Below are 22,114 nucleotides of genomic sequence, written 5' to 3' on the forward strand. Positions count from 1 at the left end.
ATTTTTATTAAATACATAAAGGAGAGAAGGCATGGGGTTAATATATAAAGTTGCTGATCAAGCTTGGGAATTTAAATGTATACATAAATTGAATTATAAAACATTTGTAGAAGAAATTCCGCAACACGAAGAAACGAAAGAGCGTGTTCGTATTGATCGTTTTCATGATGAAAATACATATTTAATTTGTTTAGATAACGATAAGTTAGTAGGTATGGTTGCATTACGAGGAAAACGACCATTCTCATTAGACTATAAAATTGCAAATCTAGATTTTTATTTGCAAGAACATGGAGAACATGTATATGAAATTCGTTTACTTTCAGTAGAACGTGAATACCGAAATGGAAGAGCATTATTAGGTTTAATTCGCTTTTTACATCGTTATTTGCTTCTAAATGGATATGAATTAGCACTCATTTCTGCTACAACACGTGAACTACCTTTATATGAACAAATGGGATTCAAATCTTTCCATACGTTAGTTGGTACTGAAGAAGCAGCCTTCCAGCCAATGTATGTTACACCTGCTATGTTTGAAGAGTCGAGTGTAGGAGGAATAATGACGAAAGAATTTACGTTTTTACCAGGTCCAGTGGATATTGAAGAGAACGTTCGAAAGGCATTTTCTACTAAGCCTATTTCGCATCGTTCTAAGTCATTTCAAGTGACAATGGAAAATGTCAAAAAACGTTTACTGCAAATGACAAAAGCAAAACGTGTGCAAATATTGTTAGGAACAGGGACGTTAGCAAATGATGCCATTGCTTTACAGTTACGTTCTTTAAAAGGGAAAGGACTAGTATTAACAAATGGGGAATTCGGTAATAGATTAGTTGGACATGCAGCACGCGCGCAATTACATTTTGATACGTATAAAATAGAAATGGGAGAACCATTTATTTATACCGAATTAGAAAAAATAATGGAAACTGGCAATTATGAATGGCTTTGGTTTGTTCACCATGAAACATCAACTGGAATGTTAAATGATTTAGACGAACTAAATATTTTATGTAAAAAGTATAAAGTGAAACTATGTGTAGATTGCATTAGCTCAATTGGAGCAATACCGATAGATTTGAAAGATGTATATTTTGCAAGCGGTGTTAGTGGAAAGGCAATTAAATCGTTTACTGGATTATCTTTCGTTTTTTATAATCACAATGTGAAAATAAATGAGGCATTACCGGCCTATATGGACATTGGCATGTACGAAGAAAATGACAGTATTCCATATTCTCATTCATGGAATTTAATGTATGCATTGCAAGAAGCCTTAAAAAGATTTGATGATGAAATGGCATTTGAAAAAATAAAAGAGACGTATGCATATATTGAACAAGCTATAACTACTATGGGTTTAAAACTTGTTTCACCTAAAGAACATGCTGCGCCAATCGTACTTACCATTCAATTAAAAGAAGATCAGTCTTCTAAAGATGTAGGCGATGCGTTGGCGTTACAAGGATATATCGTCCATTATGAATCAGCGTATTTACAAAAGAATAACTGGATCCAAATTGCATGCCTGAACCATTACAAAGAACGTGATATGAAGAGGATGTTGAATTGTTTACAACTGTGTGTATTACAGAGTGAGGTACATATATAAAGACTTTTTCTTAATATAGATGGTTTCGTATAAAGGAGTTGCTATATACGAAAACTGAGGAATAGATCATTGGATGAGGTGTTAATATGATAACTAAAAAACTACCGTTACATATAGATGATATTAAAAAAGCTCAAAACATTTTAGACAGAAATGCTCGTAAAACGCCATTAGTAAAATCATTTTATTTGACTAGTAAAACAGGCGGAGAAATTCACTTGAAATTAGAAAATATGCAATTAACGGGTTCTTTTAAATTCCGTGGTGCATTTAATAAAATGTCACAGCTAACAGATCAGGAAAAAGAGAGAGGAGTAATTGCTTGTTCCGCTGGTAATCATGCACAAGGAATTGCTTTATCAGCACATTTACTTAGTATTAAGAGTAAAATTGTTATGCCAATTTCTGCACCTCAGGCGAAAGTTGAAGCAACTAGAGGATATGGATCAGAAGTGATTTTATATGGTGAAACTTTTGATGATGCGAAGGCAAAATGTGAGGAGATTATTAAGGAAACAGGTGAAACATACTTACATCCATATGACGATATAGAAGTAATGGCTGGTCAAGGTACAATAGGATTAGATATTCTTGATGATATGTGGGATGTAGATACTGTCATTGTACCAATTGGCGGAGGTGGAATTATTTCTGGTATTGCTGTAGCATTAAAATCTTTTAATCCATCCATTAATATTATTGGTGTCCAAGCAGATAATGTTCATGGGATGAAGGCATCTTATGACAAAGGTACGATTGTAGAACATTATGAGGCACCTACTATAGCAGATGGTTGCGCAGTTAAAATACCAGGCGATTTAACTTTTGAAATAGTAAAAGAATTAGTAGATGATATTGTAACTGTATCAGAAGGTGAATTAGAAGTAGCGATGAAAGACTTATTACAACGCGGTAAAGCTGTTGTAGAAGGAGCTGGCGCATTAGCTACTGCTGCTCTACTTGCAGGGAAAGTGGATCCATATATTAAAGGGAAAAAGGTAGTCGCGGTTATATCTGGTGGGAACGTAGATTTGCAGCGCATTTCCAGTGTTTGTGAGCAATTTTTTGTAGCTAATGAAGTGAAATAGTATTTAAAAAACATAAAGTGAAACTTTAATCAGTGGGGGTTTTCTTCATCCCCCACTGATTATTAGCCCTCACCAATCGGACTTTTATGGGCAGCCCGCCCCCCACCTAACTTCTTTGCTTTCGCTGAATTTTGAGGTGGGGGTCTTACTGCCCATTAAAGCGGGATAAATTTTATGGAAGAAGAGCTAAGACAACTAATCTTAGCTCTTACTTTTTGTCTACCGTGTAGGGCATATTATAATATACATGCTTTATTTTCCGTATAGTGAGTTATTATATTTTATCGTCTACTTTCATAGATAACTCAAATAATTATATCAATATTGTCGAAACGGAAACAGAAATTTAATATAATGGTTTTAGCGTATGAATGAGCTGTTAGGAGGATAGAACATGAACAAGGAAGAACAGGTCATGAACGGTTTCAGGGAATTATATAATAAAATGGTTTGGCTTAATAAGGATAAAATGGAAGAAGGTCTTAAAGGTTTTAAGTCTTCTGAAGTACATTGTATTGAATACATTGAAAACAATGTCGATTCTAACGTGACACAACTTGCAGAGGCTTTTTATGTGACTCGCGGTGCAATAAGTAGAATGACTAAGAAGCTCATAAACAAAGGCCTTATCGAAAGTTACCAGAAATCAGAGAATAAAAAAGAAATCTATTTTAGGCTTACTGAACAAGGGAAAGAAATATATAAAATTCACGAGGAGTTGCACAATGAGTTTCAACAACGGGATAAAGCTGTATTTGAGCAAGTAACCGAGGCGGAATTCGACAGCATTATTAACTTCGTGGAAAAGTATAGTAGGCATTTGGATGCAGAAATAAAGAAACAAGGTATACATATTAAGTCGTAAATTTTTCTGTTAATGCCAGTTGTATTTAAATAATAAAAAGGTAGCCTGTTCACGGGAAGGCTACCTTTTTATTATTTATTTTTTTGTTGACTAATCAACAAAGTAGAGTTATTATTTTGTTGACAAAGCAATAAAAAATGAGAGGAGAAATTAAATGTCTATATTTAGATCACAAAATGAAAGTGAAACTGAAAAAAACATAGATAAACATGCTTTAATATTTGGCCTTATTTCTGTATTTCTTTGTGGTATAGGTTTCAGTATCATCATGCCAGTAGTGCCATTCTTAGTGCAGCCTTATATAAGGAGTCCGGAAGAACAGGCTCTAGTTGTTACGCTACTGACCTCTGTTTATGCGGTCTGCGTGTTTTTCGCTGCTCCTGCATTCGGAGCTTTGAGCGATAAATATGGCCGTCGTCCATTACTATTAATATGTCTTTTCGGTTCTGCAATCGGGTACTTAGTTTTTGGTATAGGAGGGGCTTTATGGGTACTATTTGCTGGACGTATAGTAGAAGGAATAACAGGCGGGAGCATCAGTATAATTTTTGCATATTTTGCAGATATCATTCCCTCAGAACAGAGAACGAAGTATTTTGGGTGGGTGAGTGCAGTGGTAGGTGCAGGAACCATTATCGGACCAACTCTTGGGGGATTACTTGCAAAGTTTGGTCATTCTGTACCTTTATATTTCGGAGCACTTATAACTTTATTAAATGTTTTATATGGGATGAAATATATGCCTGAGAGTCTTGACAAAAATAATAGGTTAAAAGAAATTACTTTTGTAAGGTTAAATCCTTTTGCACAGCTGGCAAACATACTTTCTATGAAAAATTTAAAATGGTTACTTGTCTCAGCGTTTTTACTTTGGATACCTAACGGATCTTTACAAGCAATTTTCACACAATTTACGATGGATACTTTTAGCTGGAAGCCTGCACTAATCGGGCTTATGTTCTCAATTATGGGCTTTCAAGATATCATTTCACAAGCTTTTATAATGCCAAAGCTTGTGATCAAGCTTAGTGATAAACAAATAGCTATGCTTGGAATGGTTTCGGAGGTTATTGGCTACAGTTTTATTGCAGCATCTGCTTTATTTTCCTTATATCCTCTTCTAATCATTGGGATGTTACTGTTTGGTTTTGGTGACTCAATTTTCGGGCCTTCATTCAATGGGATGCTTTCAAAGTCTGTCGATTCTAGTGAACAAGGAAGGATTCAAGGCGGTAGCCAATCTATTCAAGCTTTGGCAAGAATGATTGGTCCAATTATTGGAGGGCAAATCTATGTATCACTTGGTCATGCTGCACCTGCTTTTATGGGGATGATTCTTATAGTAGTTGCAATAGCTGTTTTGTATAGGGGGACGCATGTAACTGTATAAACTATATGCACTAATATTGTCTATATTCCTTTATTTAAATCAAATGAATAAGAACGAATAATAGGGTGTCGGAACTTAAGAATAAGTGCTGGCACCCTAATTTTCTAAGGCTAGAGAGTTAAGAGAATTTCTGTTGTTTCTGACACGATTTCCTCTGTAAAAGCACAATTGATGCAGGATAATATTCAATGGGGTACATAGAGTTTTCCTTAATTAAAAATTGGCTTTAGTTGAAAGTAAAAAAGTAGGGAAATGACTAACTATTTTAAGTCACGCTTGAGCTGAAGTAAATAATGATTCCATTTTCATTCTACTCTTCTCGCGAATTTCAGCGTCGGCATGGCGCATTACATATTTATGCGCTATAGCGATTGCTAAAACATCATCTAATAAGCCAATCCCAATAATAGCAGCTATATCTGGAATGAAGTCGATTGTTAGCACGTAATAGGATAAAGCGGCTAATATGATGAATTTCGCTTTAGTAGGTAGCTCTTTTTTTCTCATTGTGTAGTATAAAATAATACTTTCATATACGCTTGATTTCCCGAGGTTCGCTGAGCTTTTTTTGAATTTTTTCCAAAGTGTCTGTTTCTCCATATAAACACTCCTTTTACAAAAACATAGATTTTTTAAAAGGATAGACAAAGAAGTGAGGAAATAATCAATTGTATTGGTTTTCTTATTGTATATTTCCATAAAAATAAGGAATTACCTGTTCAAAAATAATAGAATGTTGGTTATGTAATGACTTACAGAGTTTCGTTACATAAGTATGTACAGTAAAATGTATGTGGATGATTTATATATTATTAAACATTTAATAACAGGTATGGGGGAAGAAAAATGAAGATAATAGAACTACCAATTGAATTTGAATTTAACGGGGCAAAACAATGTATTTATCCGAGCTTAGTTCTAATAAATAATGAATTAACTTTAGTAGATACGGGTTATATCAACTTTTTACCTTTAATTGAAGATGTAATTTTAAAACAAGGGTATGAGATGAAAAACTTAAAAAATATAATTATTACTCATTATGATGACGATCATATAGGATCTTTATATGATTTCAAAGTGAAATATCCTCACGTGAATATTATCGCTAGTGAAATTGAATCCCACTACATTAAAGGTGATATAAAATCGGAGAGACTAGTTCAAGCAGAAGACATGTTACAACGTATGCCAATTGAAGAGAAAGAATTTGGTGAATGGTTTATACAACAATTAAAAAATATAAGACATGTTTCCGTCGATGAAAAAGTATATGATGGTCAAATGATTTTGAAGGACACATGTCAAATTGTAGCGACACCAGGACATACTTCGGGGCATATTTCATTATATTTTCCGAATTCAAACTGTGTAATTACAGGGGATGCGGCCGTTCAAGAAAATTGTGAATTAGTAATAGCTAATCCGAATTTTTGTTTAGATATAGAAAAAGCGGAAGAATCTTTAAAGAGAATTAAGAACCTTAAAGCAGCAACATATTATTGTTATCATGGAGGAAAACTCATTATATAAAATATTTAAAAAACGATTTTTCCCATATCGAAAAGATCGTTTTTTTAAATTCATAGATTCTGCAATTTTAATTAAATCTTTTACGTTATATTCTCCTTGTATATAGCGTTTGTTACCAATTGCAATTATATATTGAAAACCATTCTGCTGAAAGATAAGCTCATATGCTAAATCAAAATGAGGATTATATACTGCCTTTATATTATGTTTTAAATTGTAAAACTTAGTTCCCTTATGTACATATTGATCTAATTTATGATGAACTGGTGAAACAGTGATTTTAAAAATGCCATTAATATCTTCATTGTAGTAGTGGAGGCTTAAGTAATCGTTATAGATGTACCCTTGAAATTCGTGAATTTCGAACGGGAATTTTGTAGGAGTAAGTATATGTTTCTTATACTTCATTTCATATTCTTTTACAATAGTAGCTTCTTTCATAAGAGGATTCGTTCCATCAAAAATTTGATTAATCCGAGATATTTTATTATTCTTTGTTACTATTTCTAAAATGTAACCGATAGTAAATTTACCATCAGTGTCTTTGAAATAAGAAATAAGAATTGTAGTATCTTCTTTTGGAGACGGTACTATTTTAATTTCATGAATTTGTTTATTTGTTTGGAAAGTAGGTAGTTCAACTCCATCTGTTACATATGACCTCATTAATTTTTCATCATTTTTGAGTAAAGCATGTTTGAATTCACTTATTACATCTGTTTGAGATTTCGCCATTATAATTGTGTTGGATTGAAAATATAGTAAGAAAAATACGCAAAAAATCTTTATGAATGTATTGGTCAATTTTATCACCCTGTAACTATGTTTCCTTAACATTGAAATATATATGTATAGGAGAGGGAGAAGATGAGTTTACTGCTTGATGTAATAATGGCTATAATTACATTCTATCCTCGAAATGATATGAAATTAAAACATCATATTGCAAAGTTAAGCGAATTCGAGTGGTTTCGAAAGTTACACAAAGATACAAAGTATACAAAATTAATTTGGAGTAATAGAAAAATTAAAAAGGTCATTTTGTCTACAACTAACATGGAAGCATTAATAAATTCCAAGAAAAAACAAAAAGAATTTGTCCAACTAGTATACGATGAATATAAAAAAAGAAGATAAGAATTTTTTTATTTTTCATATTTGGCGAAACAAATGGTACAATGAAAGCTAATGTGAAAAATAAGGAAAAGAAGTGGTCTATTTGAAAAACTTTTTAGAATTAGGAATTAGTGAAACTTTTAATCATACATTACGTGAAAATGGAATTACAGAAGCAACACCAATTCAAGAGCAGGCAATTCCTGTTATTATGTCAGGTAAAGATATTATTGGGCAGGCGAAAACAGGAACGGGTAAAACGTTAGCATTCGTGTTACCGATTTTAGAAAAAATCGATCCAGAGTCTAGTGATGTTCAAGCTTTAATTGTTGCACCAACAAGGGAACTAGCACTGCAAATTACAACTGAAATTAAAAAAATGCTTGTTCAAAGAGAAGATATTAATGTACTAGCGATTTATGGCGGGCAAGATGTAACACAACAATTGAGAAAATTAAAAGGCAATACACATATAGTTGTTGCGACACCAGGACGATTATTAGATCATATACGTCGTGAAACAATTGATTTAAGTAATCTTTCAACAATTGTACTAGATGAAGCGGATCAAATGCTTTATTTCGGTTTCTTATACGATATTGAAGATATTTTAGATGAGACACCTGGTAGTAAACAAACGATGTTATTCTCAGCAACAATGCCAAAAGATATTAAAAAATTGGCGAAGCGTTATATGGATGAACCGCAAATGGTTCAAGTAGAAAGTGAAGAAGTGACGGTAAATACAATTGAGCAGCGTGTCATTGAGACGACAGATCGTGCAAAGCCAGATGCACTTCGTTTTGTTATGGATCGTGATCAGCCATTTTTAGCTGTTATTTTCTGTCGTACAAAGGTTAGAGCAAGTAAGCTTTATGATAATTTAAAAGGACTAGGTTATAATTGTGCTGAACTTCATGGTGATATACCTCAAGCGAAACGTGAAAGAGTCATGAAGAGTTTCCGCGAAGCTAAAATTCAGTACTTAATTGCGACTGATGTAGCAGCTCGTGGACTTGATGTAGATGGTGTAACGCATGTATTTAACTTTGATATTCCTGAAGATGTAGAAAGTTATATTCACCGCATTGGCCGAACAGGACGTGCAGGTGGATCAGGTCTTGCAATTACGTTTGTTGCAGCGAAAGATGAAAAACATTTAGAAGAAATTGAAAAAACGCTTGGTGCACCATTGCAAAGAGAAATAATTGAACAGCCGAAGATAAGACGTGTAGATGAAAATGGAAAACCGGTACCAAAGCCGGCTCCAAAGAAATCAGATCAATATCGTCAAATAGATAGCCGCGATGGTTCAAGAAGTGGTTCAAGAAGTGGTTCAAGAAGTGGTTCAAGAAGTGGTTCAAGAAGTGGCTCAAGAAGTGATTCAAGAAATAGTTCGAGAAATGATAGCAACCGATCATTTAACAAGCCAAGTAATAAAAAAGGTAGTACAAAACAAGGTCAGCAAAGACGTGGCCGTTAAATAGTTATTATTCAAAAAGAGTCGCAAAGCGTTGCGGCTCTTTTTTGTTTTTATACAACGAAATCGATATAAGTACACGGGTAATTGCAAAGAAGCTATCTTTTAAATTTCATTTACCGTATTAAATAATTTTAAATTCATAAAGGAACTACTATTATGTTAGTGACTCATGATGTAAATGTAGCAGCGAAAACAGAAAGAGTTCTTTTTATGGCGGACGGAGAAATTGGTAGTGAAATACAGTTAGGTAAGCTTAGGAACGATGATTTAAAAGCGCGAGAAGAGAAGTTGTTAAACTGGTTAGCTATACTTGGATTTTAAAGAAAAAACTCCTATTGAATGTAGGGGTTTTTTCTTTGTATGAAAGATCTAAAAGATATATAATAATTTTCTGACTATTAAAATTTGGAGGGGTACAAATGAAAAATGAAACGTTGCACACACAAGAAGATATTGTTAAAATGCTTGATTCATTATTAAGACCGGCAGAACCATTTTGGAATGAATTTTATGTGAATAGAGAAAAAGATGTTCCGTTTTTTGAAAATGTTCCAGATGAAAATCTAGTTTCATATATAGAAACAGAATGGTTTTCGAAAGGGAAAGTACTGGAGCTTGGATGTGGTCCAGGAAGAAATGCAATTTATTTAGCGACTGAAGGGTTTGATGTAACCGCAGTGGATTTATCTATAGAGGGCATTAATTGGGCGAAAGAGAGGGCGTTAGCAAAAGGAATAGAAATTGATTTTATTTGTGATTCAATTTTTAATTTAGAGGGTCAAAATGACTTTGATTTTGTATACGATTCGGGTTGTTTACATCATATTCCACCACATAGAAGGATACATTATGTGGATTTAATTAAAAAATCATTGAAATCGGGTGGTTATTTTGGAATAACATGTTTTGCAGCAGGTGATTTAGACGAACGAAATGGCTCAGAAATAACAGATTGGGACGTATATAGAGGGTGGAGTCTACAAGGTGGCCTTGCATATTCTGAAGAAAAACTGAGAGAGGTATTTAAAGAATTTGAAGTAATTGAAATTCGAAAGATGAGGCAAATTGACCAACCAAATACTATGTTTGGAGAATCATTTCTTTGGACAGCATTATTTAAGAAGAAATAAACAGGTATTTAATTGACAAACTCATCTTTTTTATAGACAATACATTTATAAGAATATACGTTCGGTTTTTGCTTGCCAATGTATGTTTTACATAAATACATAACAAGGGGTTGTCTCAATATGAGTACTACAAATCAAAAAATTACTACATTTCTAATGTTTGAAGGTAAAGCTGAAGAGGCGATGAATTTTTACACATCGCTATTCGACCAATCAGAAATTGTAAGTATCTCTCGTTACGATGAAAATGGACCTGGTAAAGAGGGTTCTGTTATTCATGCAATGTTTACGTTAAATGGTCAAGAATTCATGTGCATTGATAGTTATGTAAAGCATGGTTTTACATTTACACCATCTATGTCTCTTTATGTAACTTGTGAGACAGAAGAAGAAATTGAAACGGTCTTTCATAAACTAGCGCAGGATGGAGCTATTCTTATGCCTTTAGGTTCTTATCCATTTAGTAAAAAATTTGGTTGGTTAAATGATAAGTATGGTGTGTCTTGGCAGTTAACGCTTGCGGAATAAATTGTAATTTATTTGTTTAATGGGTGTAGTTCAGAGGTTGAAAATTTAAATTACAAATAAAAAGGTGTTCCAACCGTCAACAGGTTTGGAATGCCTTTTTATTTGTAATCGATTAGTTTAAATGAATTTATATTTTTGTTTCTATTTAGAATATTTTATTTTTCTTGCTACTTTTTATCTGTTAATATAAATATAGAAAAATATGTATTAATTATTGGTTAGGTTAATAGAAAAAGGGAAGCACAAATAGTAAATGATCTTACACTTAAAATGTAACAAGATAGCTGGGGGGAATAGTTATAATGGATACAATCCAACAAAACAGTAATGCATGGGATAAAAAAGTTGAAGAAGGTTCTAGATATACGCAACCAGTAAGTAGCGAGGTTATTGAAAAAAGCAAATCAGGTGAATGGGAAATCACAGTCACTACAGAAAAATCTGTTCCTAGAGATTGGTTTCCAAAGTCATTAGAGGGATTAAAAATACTGTGCTTAGCATCAGGTGGAGGGCAACAAGCACCAGTACTAGCTGCTGCTGGAGCAGATGTAACGGTTACGGATATATCAAAAAAGCAGTTGGAACAAGATAAAAAGGTAGCGGAACGGGATGGTTTAACTTTAAAAACAGTTCAAGGAGATATGTCAGACCTTAGTGATTTTGAAGATGAATATTTTGATATTGTCGTAAATCCCGTTTCTAATTTGTTTGTAAAAGATGTTCATCTTGTATGGAATGAGGTATCAAGGGTACTAAAGAATAGAGGAATTCTTATTTCAGGATTTACAAATCCATTACTATGGATTTTTGATGACAATCAAGAGCAACAAGGTATACTTGATGTTAAACATTCAATACCATCATCAACACTAGATTATTTACCAGAGGATGAAGTTCAAGATTATGTAAATTCTAATCAAACAATAGAATATGCACATACTCTTGAAGACCAAATTCAAGGTCAAATTGAAGCTGGTTTAGTTATAACTGGTTTTTATGAGGATGATTTTGGTGGAACTAGAATATTAGATAATCATATTAAAACTTTTATCGCTACAAAAGCTATAAAGATAGATTAAAAACTTTTTCCTGTTAAACTGGGGTTAATTGAAGAATGGCCTTAAAAATAGGGGAAGTTTAATGTATGTCAAAAAGGATGGCACTTGCCATCCTTTTTCTTGTGTATTTTGAGTATATAAACAAGTTTGATATCTTTTAGTTGAACTTGTTATTTTTTATAGTTACTCTTTTCTTTTTAAGAATTTTGCTTGCCGAATCTTTCACCGAGTTTAGCTAACAATTCAGGCTGATCTCCTTGACTCATTACAACTTCAATAAAGATAAGTTGATTCTTATTTAAAGTTATATTCGTTAAGACTGCTGCTAACTCAATTTCATTTTCCACTTTACAAGTTAGACTTTTTTCTTCTGATCCGAAGACGTTTGCGAGTTTTGTGTAATCCCACATTTGTATGTCATTATACGGTTCGTTTTGGCCGTGAATTGCACGTTCAACAGTGTATCCATTGTTATTAATTAAAAATATAATCGGTTTTAAATTTTGACGAAGTATAGTCGATAACTCTTGAACAGTTACTTGGAAAGAACCATCACCAATAATTAAAATGTTACGCCGCGATAAATTAGCGAGCTGTGTACCGATTAGAGCAGGTAATGTATAACCAATTGATCCCCATAAAGGTTGCGTTACATATGTAGTGTTGCTTGGTAAAGGGATAGTAGCACTACTGAAGAAAGGTGTTCCTTGCTCTGCAATTAAAACATCGTTTTCTTGTAAGAAATGGTATATTTGTTGCCAGAAACGTTTTTGTGTAACTATTTGTGCTTTTGGTTTGAACTCTTCTGTCATAGATAGTGATTCTGAAATAAATGGATTAATTTCTAGTGTTTCTTCTTTGCGATGTTCAATTAAATCACTTAACAGTTGTAAAACATCTTTCATTACAACTGGTCCATATTTTTTATCTATAATTTTCACAGTATAGGGATGGATTTCTATTACTTGCTCTTTCGTAAAGCCTTGTGTAAAGCCACCAGTAATAGTATCCGTTAATTTCACGCCAATACTAATAATACAGTCAGATTCATCAATTCTTTTTCGTAAGTATGAAGAACTAACATCACCAGTATAAATTCCTATAAATTGAGGGTGTTTTTCAGGGAATATTCCTTTCCCCATACTTAATGTTGCGATAGGAAACCCAGTTTTTTCTACGAATTGATGCAAACATTCTTCCGCATGAAAACGAGCTACTTCAAAATCAGCTAAAATAACAGGTTTTTTGGCATTGTTTATTTTTGAAGTTGCATGTAGAAGCATTTTATCCAGCGCATCTTTATTACTTACAACTGGTTTATGTAATATGAGTTCCGTAGGTTTATTAATTGGTTTATTATACACATCAATCGGTAATTGAATATGAACAGGGCGTTTCTCATTCCAACATGCACGTAACACACGGTCAATTTCTTCAGCGGCATGCTCAGGTGTTAATTTTGATTGTGCCACCGTGATTTCTCTATACATATTGGAAAAATGATCGAACTTTCCATCACCTAACGTATGATGAACGAGTGCTCCATTTTCCATTACTTTAGTTGTTGGCGTACCAGTTATTTTTATAACTGGTACGTTTTCTGCGTATGACCCAGCAACGCCGTTAAGTGCGCTTAATTCTCCCACACCGAAAGTGGTAATAAGAGCGGCGATTCCTTTTATACGAGCGTATCCATCTGCAGCATATGCCGCATTCAATTCATTACAATTGCCAACCCACTCTAACTTTTCATGTGCCACTACATCATCTAAAAAAGCCAAATTATAATCACCAGGGACACCAAAAATATGTTCAATTCCTAATTCGTTTAGTCGGTCTAGTAAATATGTACTTACAGTATATTGCGTTTTCAAGTGAATCATCTCCTAATTTTGCAATGAATATTTCAATAGACTAAGTTTCAATGCGTTCATTAAAATATTGATTACTGGATTGTGGTATAATTTACATACAGGGGGAAAGTAGATGACACAACATAAAGAAGAACAGATGAATGAAGCATTAGCATTATTTTACTTTGCATATAAAACATTTACTGAAAAGCCAGATGAAATTATAAAAGAGTATGGCATACAACGAGTACATCACCGAATTTTATTTTTTATCGCACGATTTCCAGGGATAAGTGTAAATGAGTTATTATCACTGCTAGAAATAAGTAAACAAGCTCTTCACGGACCATTACGACAACTTGTGGAAAAGGGCTTAATTGAGAGTAATGAAGCTACACATGACCGTCGTGTGAAACAGTTATCTTTAACAGAAATAGGTGTAGATTTAGAGAAAAAACTGAGCGATGTTCAAAGACAACAAATGAGTGCTATTTTTTCAAAATTTGGTGAATCGTGTGAAGAAAATTGGCATCAAGTTATGAATGAAATGGCAAATAGTCGATCAGGTTTTGATGCTTGGATATCAAAACGAGAAGTTATAATCGATTAAAAATAATAAGAAATATATCTGTTTTTATAGTTTGAAAAAGAACAAATTTTATCCATACATTTGGCAACTATGGATTGGTCATAGAGTGAATGGATAAAAAGATACATTACTAGATACTTTATACGTGTACGCAATGGCACAATAAAATTCACATTTCCGAGAGGGGAATTATTATGATAAAACTTGTACTTATTCGTCACGGACAAAGTTTATGGAATCTTGAAAACCGCTTTACTGGTTGGACAGATGTAGATTTATCAGAGAATGGACTAAGTGAAGCGAGAGAAGCAGGAGCAATATTAAAGAAAAACGGATATACTTTTGATGTTGCTTATACATCGGTATTAAAACGAGCAATTCGGACTTTATGGATAGTTCTACATGAAATGGATCTTACCTGGGTGCCTATACATAAATCGTGGAAATTAAACGAAAGACATTACGGAGCACTACAAGGATTGAATAAAGATGAAACTGCGAAAAAATATGGTGAGGAGCAAGTTCATATTTGGAGAAGAAGTATTGATGTAAGACCACCTGCTCTTACTGAAGATGATCCTAGATATGAAATGAATGATCCAAGATATAAAGCACTTAAAAAAGGTGAGTTTCCATTAACAGAATGTTTAGTGGATACGGAGAAAAGAGTACTTGAATATTGGCATTCAGAAATTGCGCCGTCATTAAAAAATGGTGAAAAAGTAATTATTTCATCGCACGGTAATACGATTCGTTCGCTAGTGAAATTCTTAGATAACCTTTCAAGCGATGGTGTTGTTTCATTAAATATTCCAACGAGTATACCACTCGTGTATGAATTAGACGATGATTTACGTCCAATTCGTCATTATTACTTAAGTATGGACGGAGAAGTACCAGAAGGGGAAATTCCGAAACATATTTCTTTTTAACATGAAAATTTGAAACGAATGCTTGTCTACATATACAATGTAGATTCAAGATAAAAGACGTGGTACCTTCTAATGTATATGCGATATTGCTAAATTTAGAAGCTTGTCCACGTCTTTTGTCATAAAGAGAGCTGCTTGTGCATGTAATGATATCGTGAGTAGTTTTTGAATGGAGGGTGATGTCATTGGTGATCTCTAACATTCGAATCGGCTTATTTATTTTAGCAATCGTTTTTCTAGTACTTATTTTCTTTTACTGGAGAAATGAAGAGTTGTACGAGGAGAAGAAGCAACGAATTAGAAAGACTTGGTATGGGTTGTTTATAGTATCAGTCACCGTGTATTTCATGATAAAAGGAATTGATTTAACCCTCTGGAAAAATCTTTTAATGTTCACTGCAATGGTTATTTTCGTTGATATTGCCTTTATTTTAACACCTAATATTTCAGAAATATGGGGAGCGAAATTTAGCGATATCGGCAAGACTGTTCAATCGATAAAACGGTCATTAATTGCTTCTAAAGCAAGAGGAGAAATATACACAACAATTATTCAAAATGTCAATCCGGCAGTATTTGGTACGATGGAATGGCATACGGAAGAAGAATATACAAAAAGTTTAAACGCATTTTTAGATTCATATGGGGAAAAGATTGGGGCGAAGATTGTTGTATTTGAAGCGGCAAAGGAATTAAATACAAACTTTCGCGGTATCCGCTCGCAATTTAGTATTATCGTTCCGTTTGAACACATTGAGCAATTGAATGAGCAGAAAGCGGTGCAAGTAGAAAATGTCGGAATTATACCAGCAAAAATAGTGAGTGATGTTTTCATTGTTATTGATGGGAAGAAAAATAACCTGCAAGATCGGGATTTTGAAAATGTATATAATTTAACAATACATCATAGTTATTTTAGTAAATAAGGACAGGATTTTCTTCTGTCCTTTTCACTTATACATAAAGGTAATGCGAATTTAGACAAACTTGTATAAAATCGGACAATCATTCCTACACTAGCACGTAGAGGTGATTGTAATGATAAAAGATTATGACAATGATTTTTTTAAAGAAGATAATGAAGATACAACAGATTTCTCGTTAATAAAAGGAGATACATTACAACAAGTAGAAGAGTTAGAAGAAGAATTAAAAAGAAAATGATACTTGTACACGCTGTCTACATTTACGATATAATATAAATAGAAGATTGTATCTTTTTGAAAAGGGGGAGAGGAGATGACTGAAGTAAATGTACAAAAGTCTTCGTTTTTTAAAGAAAAAAAAGAAGAACCAAATACAGATTTCTCTCTTGTGAAAGGTGCATTAACGGAAAATATAAATCGTTTAGAAAAGCTTATGAATAGTAATAGTTCGAAATATATACGAGTGAAAAAAACAAAAGAAAATGCATAGAGCATTTTCTTTTGTTTTTTATTTAGCATTTAACTTTTCTTTTACTTGTGCAGGTAACTGAGCTTCCTGAATTTCTTCATATGACTTTACTTCAATTGATGATATTTCATTTTTGCTCTTATCATCTTGATCTACATAAAGACATAAAAATGCATTTTCATTTAATTTATGTTCGTTTGATGCTTTCTTACTTCTAAATGTAATTTGTTTTTTTGCTCCGTCTTCGTCATATGCGGGCAACGTGTAGTTTCCTAAGTTTCTACCTTCTACTTTTTCGATAGTCCCTTCGCCTTTTATCTGCACATAATATACAGCTTTACCAATTCGATTTAGTGATGCTCTCTCACAGCCAATAGTAAAACTAGAAAATAATAAACATAGTGTAATAATTGATGAAAACTTTTTCATTTTCTTTATCTCCTTCAATTTGTTTCTTTACACAGTATGCGCCTATTATGAAATGAGAAAAATCGATATAGATTACAATACCCTTATAATGTTGTAAGAGTGTTGTCCATAAAATGAACAATATATATTGTTAAAAAAGTTAAAGGAAAGGTAAAATAATGAATCATGGTATAATGATAAAAGACTTACATATTATTTTGTCATTTTGAGAGGAGCTTAAAAATGTATTCTACTTTAGAACAATTAACAAAGCACCCTGTATTTTATCATTTTGCAGAAATTTCAAAGATTCCTAGAGGATCGGGTAATGAAAAGGAAATTAGTGATTATTTAGTTGGTTTTGCAAAAGAGCGTAACTTAAAAGTGATTCAAGATGAAGCGTTAAATGTCATTATTAAAAAAGAAGCAACTACTGGTTATGAAAATGTACCAGCTATTATTATTCAAGGTCATATGGATATGGTATGTGAAAAAAATCAAGCAACTGTACATGATTTTGAAAAAGATCCAATTGAATTACGAATCATTGGGGACATGTTATATGCAAATCAAACGACTTTAGGTGCTGATAATGGTATTGCAGTTGCGTATGCGATGGCTTTATTAGATTCAAACGACATTCCGCATCCAGCACTTGAAGTAGTTATTACTACTGAAGAAGAAACAACAATGGGCGGGGCTTTCGCTGTTGATGCGAATCACTTTGAAGGTAAGATTTTTATTAATATTGATTCTGAGGAAGATCATAAATTACTTGTAAGTAGCGCAGGTGGTGCGAAAGCTGTTGAAACAATTCCAGTAATTTGGGATGAAGCGCCTGCGAATACAGATGCATACCGTCTATATGTTGGTGGCTTAAAAGGCGGACACTCTGGTATGGAAATTGATAAACAACGTGGTAACGCGAACAAAGTATTAGGACGAGTATTACGAGATTTATCAGCAAATGTTCAATTTGAGATTAGTGAAGTTCACGGCGGATTAAAAACGAACGCAATTCCGCGTGAAAGTGTAGCTACAATTATATTAAGTACAGAAGATGTAGAGAAAGTAGAAGAAAAACTAGTATCTTGGACAAGAGTATTACAAGAAGAAATGCGTGCTGTTGATCCAGATGTTCACGTTACACTTACAAAATTGGATGAGAAAGTAGAAAAAGTATTTGCTAAAGAGACACAAAAGCAACTTATTTCATCATTATTCTTAATTCCAAACGGTATTCAAAGTATGAGCTTGGATATTAAAGGTCTAGTAGAAAGTTCAACAAATTTAGGTGTTATTGAAACGTTCCAAGATGAAATTAAATTACGTAACGAAGTGAGAAGTTCTGTGAGTAGTTTAAAACAACATGTTGCAGATGAAATTAAGTGTATTGCCGAGTTAGTTGGTGCAACATTTGAAATAGAATCAGAGTATCCAGAATGGCCATACAATCCGAATTCACAAATTCGTAATTTGTTTGAAAAAGTGCATAAAGAAAAATACAATAAAGAGATTGAAATCTTTGCAGTGCATGCAGGTATTGAATGTAGTGCATTCGTTCAAAAGATGCTTGAATTAGATGCAATTTCATTCGGTCCAGATATATTCAATGTTCACACTCCAGATGAGCATATTAGTATTTCTTCTGTTGTGAATAACTGGGGATTCTTCGTTGATGTAATGAAGGATACGAAAGAATTAGCTAAATAATATTCATAAAATGAAGAGTAGCCTATAAAATTATATAGGCTACTTTTTTGTATAGAGTTTTATTAGAAATTTATTTTTGCGTTAGTATTTAATTTTGGGTTTTATTTCTAGAGGAGATTTTACCAAAGACTGCACCAGATATTGCTCCGATTAAAGTCATAAAAATTGCACTCCATGCTGCAAATGACATTATTACACCTCCAAATAATAAATTATTGTTTCTTAGCCTTTTGAATAGAAATGATAATTGCAACAACTATTAAGAAAATAAGAGGAGACCAAGAATAGTAAGACATTTAATATTCTCCTTTCAATATTATTTTTAAATATTTTTATAAACAAATTATCGCATTTTTAAAGAGTGAACATATAAAATATGCAATATTGCATATTGAATTGTGGTACTAAAAGAGGTAGAAACAATTGTTGAATAAAAATTATAATTTATAAAGAAAGTAAGGATTTTTTAAATCTTAAAAAGGGCGAAAAATTTAAAAACTTCTCTATCTTATATAAGATAGAGAAGTTTTTAAAATAGTTTTTGTTAGCTGGTGAGATAAATATATATTATTTTGAGATTTTAAAGCTGCCCCCATAATAATAATTTTCTCCAAGTTTCATAACAGCTACATATGTTCCTGGAGTATAAACCTTAGTAATAGGTGTTACAAATCTACCATAATTATGTTTTAAACCTGAGTCATAAATAGTTTTATATCTATGCAAGTTTATTTTGTCATTTTCATTTCCACTCAATTGATATATTTTTACAATACCAGTATCTTTACCACCAGTATATATAGTAACATCGAATGCATCTCCATGCTTTAAGTCACCAACTGCTAACTCTTCTAAAAAATCTGCATTATGATGTAATAAAAAATAGTTTTGCCAACGCCAATTATCTAAAAATAGTGATTCTTTTTGTGTAAGTTGTGATTCAGCAGACACGGGTGGGAGTGTACCAATTGTATTCGAAAATAAAAATCCTCCAACAGTTAATGCACCAATAATTGTTGATTGCTTTAAAAGTTTCATGTTCTAAACCTCCTATTTACTTAAAGACTCAGAAATCGCTTTTGTGAAAAACTAGCTGTGAAATCTAATGAATGATAATATATTCTATAATCATATTAACATTTATTGATTTATCAGACAAATCAATAAATAATAAAACGATATCGAGGGAGTTAAGGCTAATATAAGAAAGAAGTTAGCTGTATAGCTAAGAAATCTGTATTATATATAATTGGGATTTGTTATTTGAAAACTCGATTGTTTTAATATTGAAATTTCAATTCATACTTTAAGTTTCAGAACATAATTTTACAATTTGACTTATGTAATTTATCACGTTATGATTTTTTTATTATAAAAGAAAGGCTTGAATATAATGATTCGTCGTTTGAGAAAGCTAAAAAATTTAGCAGTTGTATTAAGCTTCTAAGTGAATTACAAAGATCTATAATACTTAGAAGCGAGGAATAAAGTTATGAAATATCCATTATATAATCATTGGTCAGAAACGAAGTATTTAAAAGATATAGTAACAAACCCACTCATTGAGGTAGGAGAGTACTCCTATTATTCAGGTTACTATGGTCATCAAAATTTTGAAGATGGCTGTGTAAGGTATTTGTGGGGGGATGCTAAGTCCCGAGCACTTTTCAATCCAATTGAACAAATGGGATGGCATCTTGATAAACTCATTATTGGGAATTATGTTTGTATTGCCAGTGGGGTAGTCATTTTAATGGGTGGTAATCATAATCATCACTCAGAATGGATTACAGTATATCCATTCGCTGAGCAAATTGAACATTCATATGAACCGAAGGGTGATACAGTCATTAAAAGTGATGCTTGGATTGGAATGAATGCTATAATAATGCCTGGCGTTACAATCGGTGAAGGTGCAATCGTTGCAGCAGGATCTGTCGTAAGTAAAGATGTTCCGCCGTATACAATAGTTGGTGGAAATCCTGCTAAGGAAATAAAGAAGCGGTTCACTGATACAGAAATGAATATGCTAATGGAGATGCGTTGGTTTGATTGGGATAGAGAATTGATTGAAAAGGCAATTCCTCTGTTATCTAGTCCATCCATTGAACCATTATTTTCTTTTTATAAAAATGAAGTGAAAAATAAATAAATCAGTTAGAAAAACTACATCCTATAAAGGGTGTAGTTTTTTATTATTTGTACTAGAAATAATCTCCCCGTTATGGTCTAGTTTTTATAAATTATCTTAAGAAAAATTAAGAAATATAACCAGTGGTTCTTAATATGTTTTATTTATAATTCAAATGATTGAACAAAAGCGAAAAGGGATTTTTTTATGCAATTCATTTTGTTTTCTTAACAAAATACCTAGTGCTTTCTTATCTAAATAGGAACAAATTTATTACTTAGATTGTCTATTACGTGTATTCCTAAAAATAGATGTCCAAATTGAATACAATTTATTCGATTTGATATCTATTTTTATGTATTGCAAAAATATGAAAGGACTTATTATTTTTAAAAATAAAAAGATATATATTGGTGGGGTACAAGTTTAATACTTTTACAGCAGAAGCATTGCAAGTGGAAACGAAAAAGAAACAACTCAAACAGTAGATTATCAATCATAGAAATGTAGGAGGATATATATGATAAAACCAGTCGTAGACGTAAAAAACATTCGAAAAGTGTACGGTGAAAAAGGTGAGAATGAATCACACGCATTAAAAGGTGTTTCATTTTCGATTCAAGAGGGGGAGTTTGTAGGGATTATGGGGCCATCTGGTTCTGGCAAAACAACATTATTAAATGTAATTTCGACTCTTGATAAAGCGACAGATGGCGTTATTGAAATTGCAGGAACGGATATTACGAAAATGAAGCAAGGTGAGGTTTCTGATTTCCGTTCGCAAAAATTAGGATTCATTTTCCAAGACTTTAACTTATTAGAGAATTTATCTATTTACGAAAACATTGCACTTCCATTATCTCTTCAAGGTGTCCCATCACGCAAAATTGGGCCGAAAGTAGAGAAGGTAGCTGATATGTTAGGAATCTCAGCAATACTTCAAAAGTATCCGTCTGAAGTATCTGGTGGACAAAAGCAACGTTCCGCAGCAGCACGTGCTTTAGTGCATGAGCCTGCAATTATTTTAGGGGACGAGCCAACAGGAGCTCTTGATTCTAAAAATGCAACGAGTTTACTTAATGCGATGACAAACTTAAATAAAGAACAAGGCGTATCGATTATGATGGTTACGCATGATCCATACAGTGCAAGTTACTGTCAGCGTATTTTATTCATTCAAGATGGTGAGTTATATAAAGAAATTCATCGTGGTGGTAAACGTGAAGAATTTTATAAAGAAATTTTAGACGTGCTTGCAGATTTAGGCGCACAAAAAGCGTAAGAAAG

General features: G+C 32.8%; 22 protein-coding genes and 2 pseudogenes. 19 read left to right on the forward strand and 5 right to left on the reverse strand.

What is annotated here, in order from left to right:
- The first annotated feature begins 31 nt into the window (after window positions 1-31).
- The 4 genes from PDL00_RS28260 (at window position 32) to PDL00_RS28275 (ending at window position 4,958) form a co-directional block, all read left to right on the forward strand.
- Complete coding sequence (locus PDL00_RS28260) at window positions 32-1,615, forward strand: aminotransferase class V-fold PLP-dependent enzyme (RefSeq protein WP_270732771.1); 1,584 nt, start codon at window positions 32-34, stop codon at window positions 1,613-1,615.
- An 86-nt stretch (window positions 1,616-1,701) separates the two neighbouring features.
- The gene (tdcB, locus tag PDL00_RS28265) at window positions 1,702-2,703 is read left to right on the forward strand and encodes a bifunctional threonine ammonia-lyase/L-serine ammonia-lyase TdcB (RefSeq protein ID WP_270732773.1); all 1,002 of its coding nucleotides are present in this window, start codon (window positions 1,702-1,704) and stop codon (window positions 2,701-2,703) included.
- 394 nt (window positions 2,704-3,097) lie between these two features.
- Window positions 3,098-3,568 (forward strand): MarR family transcriptional regulator, encoded by a 471-nt coding sequence (locus PDL00_RS28270; protein ID WP_270732775.1) that lies wholly within the window; start codon window positions 3,098-3,100, stop codon window positions 3,566-3,568.
- Between the two features lie 154 nt (window positions 3,569-3,722).
- A complete protein-coding gene (locus tag PDL00_RS28275) occupies window positions 3,723-4,958 on the forward strand; it encodes an MFS transporter (protein ID WP_270732777.1) in 1,236 nt (411 codons plus the stop codon).
- 270 nt (window positions 4,959-5,228) lie between these two features.
- On the opposite strand, the gene PDL00_RS28280 is transcribed toward PDL00_RS28275, so the two are convergent.
- The gene (locus tag PDL00_RS28280; RefSeq protein WP_242252831.1) at window positions 5,229-5,558 is read right to left on the reverse strand and encodes a YkvA family protein; all 330 of its coding nucleotides are present in this window, start codon (window positions 5,556-5,558) and stop codon (window positions 5,229-5,231) included.
- Window positions 5,559-5,804: 246 nt separating this feature from the next.
- On the opposite strand from PDL00_RS28280, the gene PDL00_RS28285 reads away from it, so the two are divergent.
- Window positions 5,805-6,491 (forward strand): MBL fold metallo-hydrolase, encoded by a 687-nt coding sequence (locus tag PDL00_RS28285; RefSeq protein WP_270732780.1) that lies wholly within the window; start codon window positions 5,805-5,807, stop codon window positions 6,489-6,491.
- Between the two features lie 48 nt (window positions 6,492-6,539).
- On the opposite strand, the pseudogene PDL00_RS28290 reads toward PDL00_RS28285, so the two are convergent.
- Window positions 6,540-7,328, reverse strand: a pseudogene (locus PDL00_RS28290) (hypothetical protein); the annotation flags it as partial.
- A gap of 30 nt (window positions 7,329-7,358) precedes the next feature.
- Here PDL00_RS28290 and PDL00_RS28295 point away from each other — a divergent pair.
- The 6 genes and pseudogenes from PDL00_RS28295 (at window position 7,359) to PDL00_RS28320 (ending at window position 11,827) form a co-directional block, all read left to right on the forward strand.
- Complete coding sequence (locus tag PDL00_RS28295) at window positions 7,359-7,628, forward strand: hypothetical protein (RefSeq protein ID WP_270732783.1); 270 nt, start codon at window positions 7,359-7,361, stop codon at window positions 7,626-7,628.
- 73 nt (window positions 7,629-7,701) lie between these two features.
- Window positions 7,702-9,090, forward strand: a complete 1,389-nt coding sequence (locus tag PDL00_RS28300; protein WP_270732785.1) for a DEAD/DEAH box helicase — start codon at window positions 7,702-7,704, stop codon at window positions 9,088-9,090.
- A gap of 144 nt (window positions 9,091-9,234) precedes the next feature.
- Window positions 9,235-9,411 (forward strand): annotated as a pseudogene (locus PDL00_RS28305) (ABC transporter ATP-binding protein); the annotation flags it as partial.
- A 98-nt stretch (window positions 9,412-9,509) separates the two neighbouring features.
- Window positions 9,510-10,220 (forward strand): class I SAM-dependent methyltransferase, encoded by a 711-nt coding sequence (locus tag PDL00_RS28310; protein ID WP_270732787.1) that lies wholly within the window; start codon window positions 9,510-9,512, stop codon window positions 10,218-10,220.
- Window positions 10,221-10,340: 120 nt separating this feature from the next.
- Complete coding sequence (locus tag PDL00_RS28315) at window positions 10,341-10,748, forward strand: VOC family protein (RefSeq protein ID WP_270732789.1); 408 nt, start codon at window positions 10,341-10,343, stop codon at window positions 10,746-10,748.
- 302 nt (window positions 10,749-11,050) lie between these two features.
- Window positions 11,051-11,827, forward strand: a complete 777-nt coding sequence (locus PDL00_RS28320; protein ID WP_270732791.1) for a class I SAM-dependent methyltransferase — start codon at window positions 11,051-11,053, stop codon at window positions 11,825-11,827.
- Window positions 11,828-12,003: 176 nt separating this feature from the next.
- On the opposite strand, the gene PDL00_RS28325 is transcribed toward PDL00_RS28320, so the two are convergent.
- Window positions 12,004-13,689 (reverse strand): alpha-keto acid decarboxylase family protein, encoded by a 1,686-nt coding sequence (locus PDL00_RS28325; RefSeq protein ID WP_270732793.1) that lies wholly within the window; start codon window positions 13,687-13,689, stop codon window positions 12,004-12,006.
- A 103-nt stretch (window positions 13,690-13,792) separates the two neighbouring features.
- On the opposite strand from PDL00_RS28325, the gene PDL00_RS28330 reads away from it, so the two are divergent.
- From PDL00_RS28330 to spoIISB, 5 genes are all read left to right on the forward strand, one after another.
- Entirely contained in the window at window positions 13,793-14,269 is a 477-nt protein-coding gene (locus PDL00_RS28330) for a MarR family winged helix-turn-helix transcriptional regulator (protein WP_242252802.1), read from the forward strand.
- Between the two features lie 173 nt (window positions 14,270-14,442).
- Window positions 14,443-15,180, forward strand: a complete 738-nt coding sequence (gene gpmA, locus PDL00_RS28335) for a 2,3-diphosphoglycerate-dependent phosphoglycerate mutase (RefSeq protein WP_270732794.1) — start codon at window positions 14,443-14,445, stop codon at window positions 15,178-15,180.
- A 188-nt stretch (window positions 15,181-15,368) separates the two neighbouring features.
- Complete coding sequence (locus PDL00_RS28340) at window positions 15,369-16,106, forward strand: type II toxin-antitoxin system SpoIISA family toxin (protein WP_041184221.1); 738 nt, start codon at window positions 15,369-15,371, stop codon at window positions 16,104-16,106.
- Window positions 16,107-16,218: 112 nt separating this feature from the next.
- On the forward strand, window positions 16,219-16,344 hold the full coding sequence (locus tag PDL00_RS28345) for a hypothetical protein (protein WP_000588712.1): 126 nt from the start codon (window positions 16,219-16,221) through the stop codon (window positions 16,342-16,344).
- A gap of 75 nt (window positions 16,345-16,419) precedes the next feature.
- On the forward strand, window positions 16,420-16,596 hold the full coding sequence (gene spoIISB, locus PDL00_RS28350) for a stage II sporulation protein SB (protein WP_242252798.1): 177 nt from the start codon (window positions 16,420-16,422) through the stop codon (window positions 16,594-16,596).
- A gap of 18 nt (window positions 16,597-16,614) precedes the next feature.
- Here spoIISB and PDL00_RS28355 read toward each other — a convergent pair whose 3' ends face one another.
- Window positions 16,615-17,004 carry a YxeA family protein gene (locus PDL00_RS28355; RefSeq protein WP_242252796.1) on the reverse strand — a complete coding sequence of 130 codons (390 nt, stop codon included), beginning with the start codon at window positions 17,002-17,004 and terminating at the stop codon, window positions 16,615-16,617.
- A 222-nt stretch (window positions 17,005-17,226) separates the two neighbouring features.
- On the opposite strand from PDL00_RS28355, the gene pepD reads away from it, so the two are divergent.
- The gene (gene pepD, locus PDL00_RS28360) at window positions 17,227-18,696 is read left to right on the forward strand and encodes a beta-Ala-His dipeptidase (protein ID WP_270732795.1); all 1,470 of its coding nucleotides are present in this window, start codon (window positions 17,227-17,229) and stop codon (window positions 18,694-18,696) included.
- A gap of 567 nt (window positions 18,697-19,263) precedes the next feature.
- Here pepD and PDL00_RS28365 read toward each other — a convergent pair.
- Window positions 19,264-19,734 carry a DUF5065 family protein gene (locus PDL00_RS28365; RefSeq protein WP_270732796.1) on the reverse strand — a complete coding sequence of 157 codons (471 nt, stop codon included), beginning with the start codon at window positions 19,732-19,734 and terminating at the stop codon, window positions 19,264-19,266.
- Between the two features lie 454 nt (window positions 19,735-20,188).
- On the opposite strand from PDL00_RS28365, the gene PDL00_RS28370 reads away from it, so the two are divergent.
- Together PDL00_RS28370 and PDL00_RS28375 are read left to right on the forward strand one after the other, a co-directional pair.
- Complete coding sequence (locus PDL00_RS28370) at window positions 20,189-20,848, forward strand: CatB-related O-acetyltransferase (protein WP_242252779.1); 660 nt, start codon at window positions 20,189-20,191, stop codon at window positions 20,846-20,848.
- Between the two features lie 499 nt (window positions 20,849-21,347).
- Window positions 21,348-22,109: an ABC transporter ATP-binding protein gene (locus PDL00_RS28375; protein WP_270732798.1), complete on the forward strand. Its 762-nt coding sequence runs from the start codon at window positions 21,348-21,350 to the stop codon at window positions 22,107-22,109.
- The last annotated feature ends 5 nt before the right edge of the window (window positions 22,110-22,114 follow it).

The organism is Bacillus cereus group sp. TH152-1LC, assembly GCF_027710505.1.
Classification (GTDB): Bacteria; Bacillota; Bacilli; order Bacillales; family Bacillaceae_G; genus Bacillus_A; species Bacillus_A mobilis.